Annotated in this window: 13 protein-coding genes; 6 read left to right on the plus strand and 7 right to left on the minus strand. The window is 40.4% G+C overall.

Going from position 1 to position 17,391, the window contains the following annotated elements; translation table 11 throughout:
• A partial coding sequence (locus tag AC4E96_RS09835) for a diguanylate cyclase domain-containing protein (protein WP_490255694.1) occupies positions 1–543 on the plus strand: 543 nt, incomplete at its 5' end.
• Here AC4E96_RS09835 and AC4E96_RS09840 read toward each other — a convergent pair.
• The 3 genes from AC4E96_RS09840 to AC4E96_RS09850 form a co-directional block, all read right to left on the minus strand.
• The gene (locus AC4E96_RS09840; RefSeq protein WP_488031722.1) at positions 523–1,338 is read right to left on the minus strand and encodes a hypothetical protein; all 816 of its coding nucleotides are present in this window, start codon (positions 1,336–1,338) and stop codon (positions 523–525) included. The two genes, AC4E96_RS09835 and AC4E96_RS09840, sit on opposite strands and share 21 nt — an antisense overlap.
• A 113-nt stretch (positions 1,339–1,451) precedes the next feature.
• The gene (locus AC4E96_RS09845) at positions 1,452–2,636 is read right to left on the minus strand and encodes an iron-containing alcohol dehydrogenase (RefSeq protein WP_488031721.1); all 1,185 of its coding nucleotides are present in this window, start codon (positions 2,634–2,636) and stop codon (positions 1,452–1,454) included.
• A gap of 135 nt (positions 2,637–2,771) precedes the next feature.
• Positions 2,772–5,294, minus strand: coding sequence for a DUF5666 domain-containing protein (locus AC4E96_RS09850; protein WP_490255695.1), 2,523 nt, complete (start codon positions 5,292–5,294; stop codon positions 2,772–2,774).
• Between the two features lie 474 nt (positions 5,295–5,768).
• Here AC4E96_RS09850 and AC4E96_RS09855 point away from each other — a divergent pair, with 474 nt between their 5' ends.
• On the plus strand, positions 5,769–7,046 hold the full coding sequence (locus tag AC4E96_RS09855; RefSeq protein WP_488031719.1) for an O-acetylhomoserine aminocarboxypropyltransferase/cysteine synthase family protein: 1,278 nt from the start codon (positions 5,769–5,771) through the stop codon (positions 7,044–7,046).
• Here AC4E96_RS09855 and AC4E96_RS09860 read toward each other — a convergent pair.
• Together AC4E96_RS09860 and AC4E96_RS09865 are read right to left on the minus strand one after the other, a co-directional pair.
• A complete protein-coding gene (locus tag AC4E96_RS09860; RefSeq protein ID WP_490255696.1) occupies positions 7,043–8,341 on the minus strand; it encodes a sensor histidine kinase in 1,299 nt (432 codons plus the stop codon). The two genes, AC4E96_RS09855 and AC4E96_RS09860, sit on opposite strands and share 4 nt — an antisense overlap.
• Positions 8,342–8,343: 2 nt before the next feature.
• Positions 8,344–9,729, minus strand: a complete 1,386-nt coding sequence (locus AC4E96_RS09865; RefSeq protein ID WP_490255697.1) for a sigma-54-dependent transcriptional regulator — start codon at positions 9,727–9,729, stop codon at positions 8,344–8,346.
• 208 nt (positions 9,730–9,937) lie between these two features.
• Between AC4E96_RS09865 and AC4E96_RS09870 the strand changes: the two genes are divergently transcribed.
• The 3 genes from AC4E96_RS09870 to AC4E96_RS09880 are packed head-to-tail and all read left to right on the plus strand — an operon-like array spanning position 9,938 to position 14,318.
• A complete protein-coding gene (locus AC4E96_RS09870; RefSeq protein WP_490255698.1) occupies positions 9,938–11,194 on the plus strand; it encodes an efflux RND transporter periplasmic adaptor subunit in 1,257 nt (418 codons plus the stop codon).
• A 20-nt stretch (positions 11,195–11,214) separates the two neighbouring features.
• Positions 11,215–11,913, plus strand: coding sequence for an ABC transporter ATP-binding protein (locus AC4E96_RS09875; RefSeq protein ID WP_490255699.1), 699 nt, complete (start codon positions 11,215–11,217; stop codon positions 11,911–11,913).
• Positions 11,913–14,318, plus strand: a complete 2,406-nt coding sequence (locus tag AC4E96_RS09880) for an ABC transporter permease (protein ID WP_490255700.1) — start codon at positions 11,913–11,915, stop codon at positions 14,316–14,318. The genes AC4E96_RS09875 and AC4E96_RS09880 overlap by 1 nt, the downstream gene beginning before the upstream one ends.
• A 63-nt stretch (positions 14,319–14,381) precedes the next feature.
• On the opposite strand, the gene AC4E96_RS09885 is transcribed toward AC4E96_RS09880, so the two are convergent.
• Positions 14,382–15,830, minus strand: a complete 1,449-nt coding sequence (locus AC4E96_RS09885) for a CDP-glycerol glycerophosphotransferase family protein (protein WP_490255701.1) — start codon at positions 15,828–15,830, stop codon at positions 14,382–14,384.
• A 407-nt stretch (positions 15,831–16,237) separates the two neighbouring features.
• On the opposite strand from AC4E96_RS09885, the gene AC4E96_RS09890 reads away from it, so the two are divergent.
• Positions 16,238–16,951, plus strand: coding sequence for a hypothetical protein (locus tag AC4E96_RS09890; RefSeq protein WP_490255702.1), 714 nt, complete (start codon positions 16,238–16,240; stop codon positions 16,949–16,951).
• Between the two features lie 128 nt (positions 16,952–17,079).
• Here AC4E96_RS09890 and AC4E96_RS09895 read toward each other — a convergent pair.
• A partial coding sequence (locus tag AC4E96_RS09895; RefSeq protein ID WP_490255703.1) for an endoribonuclease YicC domain-containing protein occupies positions 17,080–17,391 on the minus strand: 312 nt, incomplete at its 5' end.

Below are 17,391 nucleotides of genomic sequence, written 5' to 3' on the forward strand. Positions count from 1 at the left end.
AACTTTGATATTTCGAAGCGGGTTAAAGCCGAAAATAAAATTTTACAACTTGCTGAAACCGATCAGTTAACTGGGCTTTCGAATCGGAATGCCTTAATAAAATTTGTTGAACAAGAGTTTGCAAGAGCTGACAGGCATGGATCTAAAGTCGTTTGCTTGTACTTTGATTTAGATAAATTTAAGCCGATTAACGATACCTATGGGCATCAAGTAGGTGACCATGTGTTGGTTGTGACTTCAAATAGATTACGAAAGCTGGCCAGAAAAACAGATTGTGTTGCGAGAATAGGTGGTGATGAGTTTGTTGTGATGTTGACTGATATTCAGAATAACGGGCAGCTCGCGATAGCCAAATCACGCATGGTCGAAGCGGTACTGACCCCTATTGATACAGACACCGGTGAGGTAATCGTTGGCACGAGCGTCGGTGTTGCGGTTTACCCTGACGACGCCGCCAACTTGGATGAGCTGTTAAATGAAGCTGACGCTCGCATGTACGAAGACAAAAAGTCATCTTCAAAATCAAAAACGCCAGACACCTAACAGTTGCACCGCATTTTCATCTTCATCGGTACCTAACTTATTGTTCCAATATTGATATTCAATACCAGCAAATAATGTGTCTTTTTTCCATGCAAGGGCGTGACCTACATCCCAACGAACTTGTAATTGTGCGAGAACCCAACTCTTGGTTTCAATGTCGTTTTGTGGTGTAGATAACTCTGTTTTTCTGCGGTTGATGTATTCGGCGTGACCTTCAAGATAAAATCGATGGCTGTCTGTCATAATCGGGTAGCGCCATGATACATCCACCATCCAACTGTTTTTCTCACGAGGTGCACCACCATTAACAATCCCTTCATTATCGTCAATATAACCAGTGACCAATACGTTTAAGAATTGAAAACCATCGACATCAAGTGCCAATTGCACTCCTGGTAAATACTTTAGAATATCTGACTCGGGAGCGGCATTGAAACCCATAACAAAACTGACATCTTTAAGTAGACCACCATACGAAACATCGAATATTTGTTTGCTACTGAAGGCTGGGTACCACTCTAAGTAAAGAGCGTCATTACTTCCAACACTGCTGTAGTCAGCGAAAAAGAAGTTGCTGCCATAATCCCAACCACTAGCATGTTGTAAGGTAATAATAGTGGTATTTGCGCTACTGCCAGGTACCCCATCAAATGGCTGATCTAGGTCACCATACTGAAGGTGCATTTCGGTAGTACTCCAATTAGAGGCTATTGAAGCGCCGGAAAATAGTAATGCCGATAAAAGTGAAAATTGAAACGCGTTTGAAAGTTTATTGGTAGAAAAAAACTGACTCATAAAACCTATGCCTATTTAAATTCAATGTCTTAAGACTAGCACCTTTTTTGAGCAAAAGAGCTAAATCCAAATAGGCAATAGGTAACAAAATTATAGTAAAGACTTATAGGGGCTTATGCAGCGAGTGACAAAATCTCCCTTGCTTTGCTTAGATCGATATCACCGTGTTCGCCAAGCTCTGTCATGCCATTCTTTTCTAAGTTCGCGACCAGCTTATCAATCGCTTGTTCTGTGCTGTCACCTAGTAAATCATAATCTGACATTTTCGTTTTGACGCCCATTGTTTCGAAGAAGTTCACAACAGCCAAAATAGTTTCACGAACGGCTTGTTGTTCGGTCGCGCCTGTGAAGGTCAGTCCGAACACACGCTGTCCTAGCTGTAAGATCTTTTCCTTTTTAGACGACTGCTGTACCTGCATTAATGCGGGTAACACAATTGCCAGTGTTTGAGCATGGTCCAAATTATACAAAGCGGTTAGCTCGTGACCAATCATATGAGTTGCCCAGTCCTGAGGAACACCACGGCCAATTAGGCCATTTAGGGCCATCGTTGCAGACCACATAATGTTCGCTCGTACATCATAGTCCTTAGGCGTTGCTAGACCTTTTGGTCCTTCTGTCACTAAGGTTTGCATGATGCCTTCGGCAAAGCGATCTTGGATTGGCGCATTAACCGGATACGTCAGGTATTGTTCGATAACATGAACAAATGCATCAACAACACCGTTACTGATCTGTTTCGTTGGTAATGAGAATGTGTATTCTGGATCTAATACAGCAAACTTAGGTTGTACAGACTCAGAAGAAAACCCTAGTTTTTGAGACGTTGCTTTTTTGGTGACAACCGAATTGCCATTGCTCTCCGAGCCTGTCGCTGGAAGTGTTAAAACTGCACCAATTGGTAACGGAGATTCAAAAGAAGCGCCTTTAGCTAATATGTCCCAAGGTTCTCCTTCGAAGTCTTTGGCTGCGGCAACAAATTTAGCACCGTCGATAACACTACCTCCACCAACGGCCATGATAAAGGTGACGTTTTCACGTCGAGCGACTTCAACAGCTTCCATGAGTGTTTCGTATGAAGGGTTCGGCTCTACACCGCTAAACTCAAATACGTTTGCATCAAGCGCTTCGTCGTTAAGTGCATTCATGACTTGATCATAAATACCATTATTTTTGATTGAACCACCGCCATATAAAAAGAGCACATTCGCTTGTGTAGGAATACGTGACACGATTTTCGTGATCTGACCCTTGCCAAAAAGAATTTCGGTTTGGTTTTTAAATGTAAAGTTAAGCATAAGGCTCCCGTTTGTTGGTTTCGTCGTTAGTAAGTGGGGATTAATATCTAGAATTAAAGCACGGTGAAGGGAGTTGACTTATTGTTAAACAAAAAGGGCTAGCGATAAGCTAGCCCTAAAACTTACGTATAAGAGTTATTCAAAGGAAATTTTGGTCGCAACAAGTGCGCCGTTTTGATCTAAATACCCTTCCGCTTCAATAACAACATCCAAAGCCAAATCTTCGGCGGTGCCATTTTTATAAACGGTAAACTCATCTGTAATAATTAGTTGTCCATTTACTTCAAAATTGTTTGTTGAGCTGAATACGGAAATTTCACCTTTCACTTCAGCTTCTTCCGGCTCTGCAAATTCAATTTTAGAAGCAACTAACACATTATTACTGTCCAGTTGACCTTCAACTTCAATAGTCACGCCAACTGCGATCATTTCGGAACTACTATTTTTAAACTCAGTTTCACTGTTAAATAAGACTTCTTGTTGATTAACAACGAAACCATTATCGGAAATTAAATCTGTAATAGTGCCTTCTAATGACGTTTCACTTTCAGATTCAAATTCAACTTTACTCGCCACTAAGACACCGTCATTGTTAATTTCACCTTCAACTTCGATTTCTATATCTAGCGATAAGTCATCCGCGGTTCCATTTTCAAATTCGGTTGTTTCTGTTGTGCTAATAGCTTGTTCGCCAATGCTAAAGTTTGAAGCATCGGTAAACTCTGATATCACGCCCTCTAAATCAACTTCACGGTGGCTTTCGGAGTCACTTTCAAAATCAATCTTCTGGGCGACAATGACACCGTCTTCAGTCAGGTAGCCTTTTAGCTCAATTTCGGCATCAATGACTAACTGATCTGGGCCGCCATCTTTATAACGAGTTGTGCTGTTTGTAATCACGCTATGACCATTAACAGTAAACTCAGAGCTTGATAGTTGAGAGTCAACAACACCTGAAATTTCTACTTCATTGTCGTCGTCCATCTCATCATCAGAGCCAGCTTTAATTTCTATTTCAAGAGCCAAAACTGAGCCGTCGTCTTGAGAAACACTTTCCACTTCAACTCTTGTATCTGTCGTTAATTCGGCAAAGAATTCTGACGAGGTAAGTTCATAGCCATTTGGTTGCTCTATTTCTGTTGCTTCGGTAACCGAAACGGTCACACCTTTTATAGTGAATTCAGGTTGCTCAATATTTGTTGGTTTACCTTCTAGACTGATAGTGTCATTGTCCTTATCTACTTCAGCGGCCGTTTTGGTGCGTTTTAGTTGTCTAGCCAATAGCTGACCTTCTACTTCAAACGCTTTGACGACGATTTTATCGTCAATAAGAATATCATCGATTCTAAATCTTCTTTCTTTAGCCGAGGAAACATCAATAAACTGTGTGTATTCATCGGTGATAACGGTTGTGCCAAGAATAACGACGGAGTTAGCATCTACATCGGTGGACTCAACAAACCCTTCTACTTTTATTTGAGTATCTAGGTCTAGTCGGATTTGGTGAGCAATGAATACCTCATCGACAAAGGCACCTTTAATCGAGACCTCTACATCTTCAGCCAAGTCGGCTGCTGTACCACCTTTAAACTCAGTGTCACTGTTTGTTGTTATTGTCATGTCATCAACAACAAATTCAGATTCTGAGGTAAACGATTCAATTTCACCATCAAAGTAAACAACTTGACCATCAAGTTCAGCTTGTGCCTCGACTTCAATTTCGTTTGCTATCAATACACCATCAGTGATGGCCGAGTTTGACTCTACTTTTACTTCAGCGCCAATGGCTAGTTCACCTTCGACTTCGGCACTAGAGTAATCAACTGACTGCGCACCTATACTTAGCGTCATTGCGGTTGAATCGAGTTCTGAAACTTCACCGACTAGTGTGATTTCTTGCTCGTCTTCTTCTAATTCGATACGAGTCACAACATAATTGCCGTCAGCATCTTCAATTGCACTGACTTCAACCCAGGTTCCGGCGTTTAAAATACTAAAATCAAAGCCGTCAAATTCAGTGAACTCGTCAGTAAAATAAGTCTGGCCCAACAAAGTGAAACTGTTGTTTGCTAGGTTTACACTCGTAATTGGCCCTTCAGCGTTGGCTTGGTATTCAATGGCCGTTGCACTGGCTGTTTGACCATCACCATCAATTTTACCTTTAATTTTTACAACCATACCTACTTCTAAGGTATCTTCACTTGATGATTCCCCATTGTTTACAACGGTTGCTTGTTCGGTTTCAAATTTAACCCCGTTGATATAAACGCTTCCAAAACCAGTGATTTTACCTTGAGCTGATGCAGGGGCTTGATACTGAATATTAACGGTTAGTGATTGACCGGCGACTAAAGTGACGGTTTGCACCTCACTTTCAAAGCTATATGTAACACCATCACTGGTGACGTTATTGACGGTTATTGTGTATTGTCCCGCAGGAAGGTCCGCTATAACCTCGCCTTCGGTTAGGGTTGTGGAGAAATTATCTGGTCCAGTTATATCAATGTCGGCTGAGACGTCTGATGGCAGACCTGAGACTTGAACATCGAGATCGGCCGATGCGACGGTGTCTTGATTATCGTCATCGTTACTGCTTCCACAGCCAATCATTGATAGGACAATTAGAGATACTGCTGACATTTTAAAAATATGATTCATTATTACACCCACTTTAGTTTTACTTATAGTTAGGTAGAAATAATCGATTCAAAATGAGGAAAGTCCCTTGATACTCACTATTGATAGACTTTTTCTACAAAATGAAAAAATAGTATTAATTATTTTATTAATCCTACGACTGCCCATAGGCAGTTTACCAATAGCACCCAAGTGAAATCCGGATGCGACATTGATATTAGTTCAGGAAATAGCCATTAGCAAATTGACTCTATTGGGTCGTTATTTTTAATAAATTGATTTTTCTGGGTAAATTATTCTAGTTTGTTGTGGCTTGGGAGTCGTGGCCGTATTTGCTCGTTAAGCTTAATTTCTCTTTTGGCTACAGTTATCACGTTGTTCTGATGGGATATGGGGAATTTAGACTTGACTAATTTTTAATTTATTCTATTTTGGGTGTATAGACGTCTAGATGTTTGTTTGGCGTATCAGTAACCAAAAACGGAACCTTGAATTATGAGAGCAGAAACTATCGCACTTCACAGCGGCTACCAAAGTGAAGCAACCACAAAAGCAGCCACGACACCCATTTACCAAACCACATCATTTACTTTTGATGACACTCAGCACGGCGCTGATTTATTTGATCTCAAAGTTGAAGGTAATATTTACAGCCGGATCATGAATCCGACTAATGCTGTGTTAGAGCAACGTTTGACTGAATTAGAAGGTGGCGTTGGCGCACTTGCGGTGAGTTCAGGGATGGCGGCTATTCGTTACGCTATTGAAGCGATTGCAGAAGTGGGTAGTAATATTGTCAGTGTTGGACAGGTATATGGCGGTACTTACAACCTCTTTGCACATACCTTTCCAAGGCAGGGCATTACCACCAAGTTTATCGCTGCGACAGATTATGAAGGGCTCGCCCAAGCGATTGATGAAAACACCAAAGCGGTATTTTGTGAGTCGATTGGTAACCCAGCGGGGAACGTGGTTGATATTCAGAAGTGGGCCGATATCGCCCACGCTGCAGGTGTCCCGCTAATTGTTGATAATACAGTTGCTACACCAATTTTGTGTCGTGTATTTGATCACGGAGCCGACATTGCCGTTCATTCCTTAACAAAATACATAGGTGGTCATGGGACGACAGTAGGGGGCGTGATAGTCGACTCTGGTAAGTTTGATTGGCAAGCTAATAGCAAAAGGTTTCCGTCTCTAACTACTCCTGATCCGAGCTATCATGGCGTCGTCTATACCGACGCACTTGGACCGGCTGCTTATATAGGTCGATGCCGAGTTGTACCACTTCGCAATACAGGTGCGACGCTCTCTGCACAAAGTGCATTCAATTTGTTACAAGGTCTCGAAACGCTATCTCTTCGCATCGAACGTCATTGCCAAAATGCCGAGCTGGTGGCGCAGTTTTTACAACAACACCCAGCGGTGAATTGGGTTAATTATGCGGCATTAGCATCAAGTGAATATTATGAAACTTGCCAAAAGATCACTGGCGGTAAAGCATCCGGTATTATTAGTTTTGGTATCAAAGGTGGCAGCAAAGCTGGTGCACAATTTATTGATTCACTTAAGCTTATTTTACGACTTGTGAACATTGGTGATGCCAAATCTCTTGCATGTCACCCTGCAAGCACCACACACCGTCAACTTAACCCAGAAGAACTCGCTTCAGCGGGTGTCAGTGAAGATATGGTCAGAATTTCTGTTGGCATCGAACACATAGACGATATTTTGAGTGATATTTCACAAGCGCTGGAGGCAAGCCAGGGTTAACTAAACACACAACAAAATGTAGTTAACTCGTTATGAGAGGTGACAATCAGGTCACCTCCGTGCCCTACCATTATTTGTTTACTCAGTGCTAAACCAATTCCTGAACCACCTTGCTTTGTGGTAAAAAACGGTGTGAACAACATATTTTTTGTAGAATCTTGAATCCCTGTTCCGTTATCTGAAACTTCAACCATTAACTGCCCGGTGTTGTCTGCAAAAATAGAAAAGGTAAGCGATTTTTTAACCTTTTTCGCTGTGTTTAGAGACTCGATAGCGTTTTTGGTCAGGTTTATTAAAACTTGCTCTATTTGGTTTACGTCTAACATTACTAGATTTTCACTGTCGTAATTGGTGATGACTTCAATTTTACTCTCGATAAGGACGCTTTGGTAAAGTGCAATAACTCTTTCAATGATGGGTTGTAACCTCTGAGGAGTTAATTCAGGCTGAGGTAAGTTACTTATAGAGCGGAACTGAGAAATAAACTTACCTAAATTATGTGTTCTAGCTTCAATGGTTTTTAGTGCCAAGGTTAGGTCTTGTCTGTTTTCATAATCAAACTCAGTGTCCGTTGGAATAAGCTCTAAACACGTTTCAGCCATCGACGCTAAAGGTGTGATTGAGTTGGCAACTTCGTGAGTCAAAACTTTAGATAGGCGCTTATAAGCTTGTTGTTCTTTGGCTAATAATAGTCCGTGAATCGATTGTAAAGTGATGATCTTTAAATTCGCACCTTGAAGTGTATTACAACTGACTTGAACTGACAGGGTGTCCTGTTTGTTGTTTTTACTCCACGGAGCTGTTGTACGGCAGCTTTCCTTGGCGCTTTCTACAAAATCTCCTATGTGTTCGAGTTGCTCTAATCGGTCAATTTTTAATCCTAATAGCTTTTGCACTGCAGGGTTTTTCTTTATGATCAACCCGTTTGAATCAAGAACTATAACGGCCATATCAATATGAACCATCAGTGCATTCATGAACTGACTTTGCTCTTCAGCTTTGAGCCGGGCGGTGAGTAATTGGTCTCGAACGTCGTTATATAATCCATGAGAAGGGTGCGACTTGGGTAAACTTATCGAATTATCACCATTAGTTAACGCCGTTAACACTATTTGAGCTGGGTGATGCTGATTAGTAAACAGACTGACAGTAAAAAAGCTTAATGCAAACAAGATGAAGCACAAAACAATTTGTAAAGCGTAGTTTTCAATTGCCAACACCGAGTACGTCATCGCTATTGTTGTTAATACTAAGCACAATAATACCAGGCTGATTTTAAATACTGAGTTTGGCATGGCTATAATCCGTATTTATCTAAGCGGCGATATAAAGCGCCCCGAGTCAGACCAAGCGCATTAGCAGCATGACTGACATTACCTTGAAAGTGTTTTAAAGCATCACGAATTGTCTGCTTTTCTACCACTTCTAAATCAAAACAATTGTTATCTGATAAGAGGCGGTGATTTTCTTTATGCTCAATGTTGCTGTTGGAGGGTAAAACGAGTCCCATATCAAGCACTGATGAGTCAGATAAAATAACTGCACGTTCAATCATGTGTGATAATTCTCTGACGTTTCCAGGCCAATTGTATTCGGATAATTTTGAAATGGTTTCTGGCGTTACTTTTAAGTCTCTTTCGTACTTTCGACAAAAGTAATCTAGGTAATAATTGACTAAAAGCGGTATGTCAGTTTTTCGCTCGCGCAGAGGAGGCAGTGAAATCTCAACGGTATTTATTCGATAGAGTAAGTCTTGTCTGAATCGACCTTCAGTTACAGCATTACTTAGGTTGTCATTCGTCGCACTAATCAACCGAATATCGACATCAACAGACGATGTGGCTCCAACAGGGGTGACTGTCCTATTTTGTAATGCTGCTAGCATTTTTACCTGGTGCTCGATTGGCAAATTTGCCAGCTCATCTAAAAAGAGACTGCCCCCAGAGGCAAGTTCAAACCGACCTATGCGATCAGATTTAGCATCGGTAAACGCTCCTTTTTTGTGACCAAACAGTTCACTTTCAAAAAGAGAAGGTGCTATGGCTCCCATATCGAGACTAATGAAGGCTTCGTTGGCACGTAAGCTATTCTGATGGATAGCTTGAGCAACCATTTCTTTTCCAGTCCCACTCTCGCCAGTAATTAATACGTTCGCATCAGTTTTGGCGACACGGTTAATTGTCTCAATCACCCCTATCATAACGTCACTGTTGGCGATAAATTCGAAGGGACTGTTGTTTAGCTCTGCGCTAAGTCCATGGGCTTGACGTTTTAGACGTGATACTTGTTTCTTGTCTTTGGCATGGCCCAAGGCAGCGGTAATACAGGCGAGTAACTCTTCGTTTTTCCAAGGTTTGGGTAAAAAGTCCGTCGCTCCTTGTTTAATCGCATCAACGGCAAGTTGGATTTCTCCATAAGCAGTCATTAATACAACTGCTGTCTCTGGGGCTTGCGCGATAACTTTTTTTAGCCAATAAAATCCCTCGCTTCCGCTAATCGAGTCCCTGGTGAAATTCATATCTAATAAAATAACGTCAACAGGACTTGTCTTGAGAATATTCTCAATTTCAAATGGAGAGTCAGTTGTAGTAATCGAATCAAAGTGCTTTTTGAGTAGGAGTTTTGTTGCGATGAGAATGTCTGGATTGTCATCGACGACTAGGATGGAGCCAGCTTGTTTCATAAATATTCCTTTTTACATTGAAGTTAGGTTACTTAAATACCTCAGGAATGTCCATTTTTGGACAGTAACAAAATGTGTGTGTCCACAGATGGACAGTCTCATTTTTCTTATGACTTTTACTCCGGTTAAACCTTTGTTTTTACTGGTTTAATTTTGTGGCATGGTTTGTGTTTTATTAAATTGAATTTAACAAATCGAGACTGTGAAGATGGATAAAAAGAGAGCGCCGAAGCGATTAAAACGTTCAACCAAAGCAATTGTATTGTTAACTCTTGCGCTTATTACTGTTGGTGTCATCGGGCGAGGAATCTCATTTACTTCAACCTCTACTCAAAACGTTGATAGAGCGAGCATAACCATTAAACCTGTTACAAAAGGCGAGTTTAAACATTCGCTTGGTTTACGAGGAAGAGTCGAGCCTGACAGAACTGTATTTTTAGATACAACTTCAGGTGGACGTGTAGAAAAACGTCTAGTCGAACAAGGTATGTATGTTGAAAAAGGTCAGCCACTTGTTCAATTAAGCAATACGAGTTTACAGCTCGACGTGATGAGTCGAGAAGCACAAGTAACCGAGCAGCTTAACTTCTTAAGAAATACTCAAATGACGATGGAGACTAACCGACTAAACCTCAAACGTGATCTGATCGAGATCGATCATCAGCTTAACCATTTAAATCGTCAACTCAGACAGTCGAAAGTCTTACATAAACAGGGCTTATTGGCACAAGAACAACTTGATGAACTGACAGAAAATCTTGATTATTTTAAGAAAAAAAGGGAATTAACGATTGAGCGTCAAGAGCAAGAGAATAGTATCCGTAAATTGCAGATCAGCCAATTAGAAGACAGTGCCAAAATGCTGCAAAACAATCTCGTTTTTGCTCGTAAAAATCTTACTGACTTATTAATTACTGCACCTGTTAGTGGTTATTTAAGCGAGTTAAACGTTGAGGTCGGTGAGTCTAAAAATAGAGGAAGCCGTTTAGGTCAAATTGACATCCCAGGGAAGTTCAAACTTGTCATTGATTTAGATGAGTACTACCTGAGTCAAGTTCGCCTAGGCTTGCCGGTACAACTAAATATCGGCGAACAATTGATAGAGGTTGAAGTTACTAAAGTAGACAGCCAAGTCGAACAATCACAATTTAGTATTGAAGTTGCGTTGCCAACAGAACTTAATAATTTAAAACGCGGCCAGAGCTTAGATGCTGAGTTGTTACTGACACCAACTCAAGAAAGCGAAATACTACTTCCTAAGGGGGCATTTTTTAACTCTAGCGGCGGTCAGTGGGTGTTTGTTTTGAATTCTGATGGTACTCAAGCGACGCGTAGAGCCATTCAATTGGGCCGCAAAAACCAACACTATTTTCAAGTTTTAGATGGCTTAACGCCTGGTGAGCAAGTTATCACCTCGAGTTATTCAAACTATGACAACGCACAATCAATTACATTTACAAATTAAATCCGAACAAGGAAAGCATCATGATTTTACTAAAGAATTTATCTAGACAGTTTTTTACTGACGAAGTTGAGACAACAGCCTTACAAGATATCAACCTAGAAATAAACAAAGGTGAATTTGTCGCCATTATGGGCCCATCTGGCTGCGGTAAATCAACACTATTATCGATATTAGGTATGTTAGATTCTCCGACTGAAGGTCAGTACTTTTTTAATAATGTCGATGTGAGCCAATTCTCTGAAAGTAAGCTTTCTGAGTTACGCAAATCATCAATCGGATTTGTATTTCAGAGTTTTAACTTAATTGATGAGTTAACCGTGTATGAAAATGTCGCGCTGCCGCTTCAGTATTTAAACGTAGGTAAAAAGGAGCGCCATCAAAAAGCGATGGAGGTGTTAAAACGTTTAGGAATTGACCATCGTGCATCTCATCTGCCGCAGCAGTTGTCAGGTGGTCAGCAACAACGCGTTGCGGTTGCAAGGGCTCTCGTAATAAACCCAAAACTTATCCTGGCGGATGAGCCAACCGGTAACTTGGATTCAAAGAATGGTGAAGAAGTCATGGCTATGTTGAGGGAATTAAATGCACAAGGCACAACAGTAATCATGGTAACTCACTCTGAAAAAGAGGGTAGCTATGCCGATCGCCTTATTAGATTATTAGACGGCCAGGTCATGATATCAAATCCTGTTCCGCAGTCGAAAGTTGAGGTGGCGTAATGATTACAAGTTATATAAGCACAGCTTTTAGAGCAATAGGACACCATCTACAACATTTTATGCTGAACGTTATAGGTTTAAGTGTCGGACTTGCTGCTGCGATATTGGTCGCTTTGTATGCTCAAAATGAATTGCAGGTTGACGCTGATCAACCAAATGCAGAACGCACATTTAGGGTATCTCAGTTTTTTACTTCATTGAACATGGGCGGTCCAATTAGTAATTATGACGCGCTTAATGAATATAAAACGCAATCAACTGAGATCGAAGAGATTTTCACTTTACAAGTGACGCCTAAGCTAAACGGAGACTACTTTAAAAACGATAATTACTACAAATTGGAAAATGTGATGGCGACGACGCCTAATCTTTTAAAATTTGTTGATATTAACCTGCTTCGCGGAGACTTAAATTTAGCATTAACCGAACCAAACCACCTAGCACTAAACGAAACTGAGACGAGACGAGTTTTTGGAACGATTGATGCGATTGGGCAAACAATAATGAAAGGTAACGAGCGCTACACACTAGCCGCTGTATTTAGTGACTTATCTGACAACACCCATTTTGCGTTTGAGGGGTTAAGTGCGATCACAGAAGCTCAACCAAACTTTCGACTAAACAACTCTTATACCTATATTCGATTAGTAGCAAATGCAGATTCTGAAGCTGTCCTGGCTGGCTTGAATGCGTTTTACAATGATTTGGTTTACCCAAGCCAAGATCCTGGTTTTGTGTCTATTGGTCTTACAGGGTTATCAGATATTCATTTGTACTCGGATTCTCAATATGAATTTAAACCGAATGGCTCTATGACAGTCGTTATAGTTTGTTTTTCACTGAGCTTTTTACTGATTAGTTTAGCGGCGTTTAACTTTATCAATATTAGTGTTGCACAATCGGCCAAACGAGCAAAAGAGGTTGGGGTTAGAAAAGCACTAGGGGCTTCCAAAACACAAATAGTGACGCAATTTCTGATTGAATCTATGTTAGTGACACTCTTTTCATTTGCAATGGCCTGTGTATTCGTAGAAGCACTCCTTCCTTGGTTTAACAATATGGTTGGCCGTCAATTGGTACTGAATTATATTTCTGTATTTGGAATTTACATGACCCTAAGCGTATTGTTTATTGGTCTGGTTGCCGGTGCTTATCCTGCTTTCTTCATGTCCGCATTCACTGCCAAACAGGTACTAAGTGGAGATTTGCATAGGGGAAAAACGGCAACAAGAGTAAGAAAGAGCTTACTGACAATTCAAGCGAGCCTTTCTATTTCTCTGATTATTGGAGCTATAACGCTGCAACAGCAAATAGACCACTTGGCTAATTTGTCGGTAGGGTACGAAAAAGAGCAAAGACTTGAAGTCGTTGATTTACCGTCGAACCTACTATTTACCGAGAAGAGTCCAGGTATCCTATCTAGAATCAATGGTATTGAAGGTATTGACTCAGTAAGTCTCATCGACTCATCGTTAACTCGCTCTTTTAATACGAGCTCAAGTGTGACCTCAGATAATGGTGTACTAGATGAAACTGTTATTCCATTTATTGGCGTTGGTTATAATGCGGCAGAAACCTTAGGTCTGACGCTCATTGCCGGCCGAGATTTTAATCCCTCTTTTGGTGCTGACTGGTACACTCGTACAAAAGAAAATGGCAAGGCGAGCATTGTTATTACTGAATCGTTGGCAAAGATGGCGGGTTATACCGAACCGCAGGATGCAATTGGCAAGCAATGGCGTGCACCTAATAATTCACGTGGTGAAATGACCATGATCATAACCGGGGTTATTAAAGACTTAACAATTGGCTCAGCAAGAGAAAGCACATCACCAGTAATATTGATCTGTGGATACACTTGGTCAAACAAAAGCAATATTGTAGCGCGCTTTGAGCCGGGACAGTACCAGAATGTCGCTAATTCAATAAGTACTGTGGTTACGGAAGAGCTGAATATTTACACTCCAACAATTGAAAAAGTCTCTGAAAACTATAATGCCCTCTACAAAGAGGAGAGTCGCGTTTCGAAAATCGTGGCTATTTTTAGTGGGTTGGCTATTTTTCTAACTTGTGTTGGTTTATACGGACTTGCGTCTTTCGCAACACTCAGAAAACAAAAAGAAATAGCCGTTCGAAAAGTGCTAGGAGCTTCTCGTTTAAGCATTGTAAATCTAATTGCAAAAGAGTTCTTAACATTAGTATTTATCAGTGTTCTGATCGCCTACCCGTTGACGTATTGGGTTGTAGGAGATTGGTTAGCGAACTTCAATGAACGAGTATCTCAAGCGACAGACGTTTATTTACTGGCTTTTATTGTTGTCCTTTCAGTAACTTGGATAACAGTAGCCGGTATTGCATTGAAAGCTTCAAGTAAACGTCCAAGTCTTATTTTGAGATATGAATAATCGTGAATTGGTAAAATATTGTGAATAATTTAAAGCCCAGTATATGAACTGGGCTTTTTGTTTTTAAGCGACCTTTTGTACCGGGCCGTTAATGACTTTTTCTTGTCTTAGTTTTCTGATGATGCGATCGGTATTGTTGTCGTCGTGGTGCGCAACAATTTTCTTGTACTTCGCAAAATAGGCTTCGCTTTGAGGCATTTGTCGGTTGTGCTCAACTAAGTCATGTAATGTCTCGTTCTCTAGACATATATCACCGAAAATATTGCGCTCGTTAAGCATTAAGGTGTTCTTGTATTTCTTTAAACAGAACTCTTTGTCTTTCCACCAAAATATCAAATTAGTGCCACGATAAAACGCATCAAACGAAACCGATGAATAGTCAGTAATTAAGACTTTTGTTTGGTTTAATAATGAATTGATTTCGCCTTGGTATAAATAAGGTTTCATCGGGTGGTCGTCTTGTAGGTCACCTACCATTTTAGGGTGAAGCGCCAATACTAAGTTTTCTTTGTTGTGAATAGAATTAAAAATTTGAGTAACGGCAGACCAATAAGTTGATTCGGCCAGAGGCTTTGCTTCATCCCATGGGCGCCAGGTCAGCATAACGACGACTTTGTTTGCATCTGCTGAGATCTTCTTACCATCAAACGTCGCCAGGCCCGTCTTCCATAAGTCCTTTCGTTTATACCCGCCCATATCAGTAAAGTGTTTGGCTTCAAGTTCACTCGAAACCACTACCTTATATGGAGAATGGATAAAGTTCTTTTTAAAGAAACTGCGCGATGGGGAATTAAGTGATAACGCAAACATGACCCCATGTTGCAAGAAAATAAACTTGTGCTTGTCCGTTTTACAAAACTCCAGGCCGATGTGTTTATTTGGACTTCTAAGCGAGAGTAAGTGCATAGGTACTTCCGTACCTATGATGAACTTAGAACGGAACACCATTTCAATGTATCTGTCTTCGTCTGGTGAAACAATTTTGTCGCCGTATTTAGCTTTAATTTCGTCGTAACAAGGTGCTTTTTTACTTAAAACAAAAAAGACATGGTCTTGCTTATAGATACGTTCAAATACCTTGCTGGCACTTTCTTCAAAACGCATCATTTGTTTTTCAAATAAAAGCACATATTTCATTTCGCTTTTGGCGTATTTTTTAACTGCTTTTTTACTTAGCTTAAAGAAACGATCTGTCTCAAAATACTCAACAGGTTTGGCTTGCAGTACCAAACGTTCGTATTTGGATGTGGTATTGCGAAACGAAAATAAAGTATCACCGATTTTACGTGCAAAACGAATATTGTGGTATTGCGCTCCGCGATTACGAAGGTGAGTACGCATATGCGTTACTTTCTCGCCATCCTGAACATACACAGCCTGAACAGGCGATGTAATACCTGCTAAATTCTTAGCTCGAAGGGTAAAAACTATATAATTCGAAAACACCTTGTATTCGTCAGAGATCACACGCGGTCCAGCCTTTAATACTGGATCTTTAAAGGTGTTTTTCATGACAAAATAGCAACGATCTTTACGTGATATTTGTAAATAATTGGCTTTCGATGTTAGTCGAGCAAAAGAAAGAATATTCTGCAGCATAGGTCCATAAAGCTTAAATAATGCAAAAAATAGAAGCTTGGTAAAAATTAGCGTCCATGTTTTTCGGGCTGATAAAAAATTGGCCCGTGACTTTAGCAAAGTTTGAAATTAACTACAAAGCGAACTGGAAATTGAAGATAGTTGTTTTAAATCGTTTGTTGATATTAGGACAGATTTTTATTTAGAATTTTTGAATTTGCTCAAAGTCCTGTGTTTACATTTTAGGGATAAGTAATTATTCTTCGGCGCATAAGTAGTACTGTTTATCAGTGTTAGCTGCGCTTTTAACTAATTTGGATAGTTGTAACAGGGACCACATAATGTCGAAACAAACAATTACGCTTTTTGCCTCTTTCATTGCCCTAATCTTTTTTATTGCACCGATCAAAAGTCACGCTGGTTTATTAGTTGATGGAGGGGCTGCTAATTCAGGCTCTAGTTGCCTTTTTGCGTGCACCGAATACTATCAACAAGTCTACGATGGCGAATTATTTGCTGATAACTTTACAATTTCTGAGGTTTCATTTTTTGTTGGGAACACTAGTGACAAATGGGCTGATAACAACGAATGGGAACTAGTTTTATCAGTTGACAATTATTCGGTGAATAATCTGACCAATGACTTTTATGAGAACTTAGGTGCAGATTATAAAGTCTTCTCCTCACAGAGTTTTGTAAATGAATTACAGCAACCTGAACTCATTACGTTTGTGGGTGATCAGGACTTCAGCATTGGTTCTGATGAGGATCTTTTACTCAGCATCAGAGCATTAGGGGACTTAGGAGGTACTGCTTTGGTTTACGATACTTACAGCCAAGGAGAATTCAGCCAAGCTTTTAGTTATATCAATGTAAACAATGCAAATAACGAAAGTTTAGTTACGAATAAAAATCAAGGGCTAGTGACTATGTTTGGTTATGAAGCAACGACAGACTCTGCCGTTAAGGTCTCCGAGCCAACGTCCGGAGCAGTCTTTGCTCTATCGCTTGTATTCTTGGCGGGTAGGTTATACAAACGAACAAATAGTATTTAACTGCTCTTACTCAAAACATTATACCTAAAATCAATGCTTTAGAGTTGTGTTTTTATTTTTTGCTAGTTGAAAATGGAAAAGCCCAGTATTACTGGGCTATAGCGGAGGTGTTTGGACTCTAATGGATATTATTCTATGTTTTGAATCTGCTCTCTCATCTGCTCAATCAACACTTTCAACTCAACCGCTGCGTTGGTGATCTCAGCACTGATTGACTTAGACGCTAAAGTGTTTGATTCGCGATTAAACTCTTGCATCATAAAGTCGAGACGTCGGCCACAGGCGCCGCCTTTTTTCATGATTTTTTGGGTTTCGCTTACGTGTGACTTCAAACGATCGAGTTCTTCCGCAACGTCGGTTTTTTGGGCCAAATAAATCAGTTCTTGCTCTAGGCGGGCTTCGTCTATTTCTACTTTGGCTTCGGCTAGTTTGTTGGTGAT

The sequence above is a fragment of the Psychrosphaera sp. genome (assembly GCF_982872775.1).

Coding starts and splice junctions, on each gene's coding strand:
- AC4E96_RS09840 (WP_488031722.1), bottom strand. CDS start 1,338: ATGAGTCAGTTTTTTTCTACCAATAAACTTTCAAACGCGTTTCAATTT.
- AC4E96_RS09845 (WP_488031721.1), bottom strand. CDS start 2,636: ATGCTTAACTTTACATTTAAAAACCAAACCGAAATTCTTTTTGGCAAG.
- AC4E96_RS09850 (WP_490255695.1), bottom strand. CDS start 5,294: ATGAATCATATTTTTAAAATGTCAGCAGTATCTCTAATTGTCCTATCA.
- AC4E96_RS09855 (WP_488031719.1), top strand. CDS start 5,769: ATGAGAGCAGAAACTATCGCACTTCACAGCGGCTACCAAAGTGAAGCA.
- AC4E96_RS09860 (WP_490255696.1), bottom strand. CDS start 8,341: ATGCCAAACTCAGTATTTAAAATCAGCCTGGTATTATTGTGCTTAGTA.
- AC4E96_RS09865 (WP_490255697.1), bottom strand. CDS start 9,729: ATGAAACAAGCTGGCTCCATCCTAGTCGTCGATGACAATCCAGACATT.
- AC4E96_RS09870 (WP_490255698.1), top strand. CDS start 9,938: ATGGATAAAAAGAGAGCGCCGAAGCGATTAAAACGTTCAACCAAAGCA.
- AC4E96_RS09875 (WP_490255699.1), top strand. CDS start 11,215: ATGATTTTACTAAAGAATTTATCTAGACAGTTTTTTACTGACGAAGTT.
- AC4E96_RS09880 (WP_490255700.1), top strand. CDS start 11,913: ATGATTACAAGTTATATAAGCACAGCTTTTAGAGCAATAGGACACCAT.
- AC4E96_RS09885 (WP_490255701.1), bottom strand. CDS start 15,830: ATGAAAAACACCTTTAAAGATCCAGTATTAAAGGCTGGACCGCGTGTG.
- AC4E96_RS09890 (WP_490255702.1), top strand. CDS start 16,238: ATGTCGAAACAAACAATTACGCTTTTTGCCTCTTTCATTGCCCTAATC.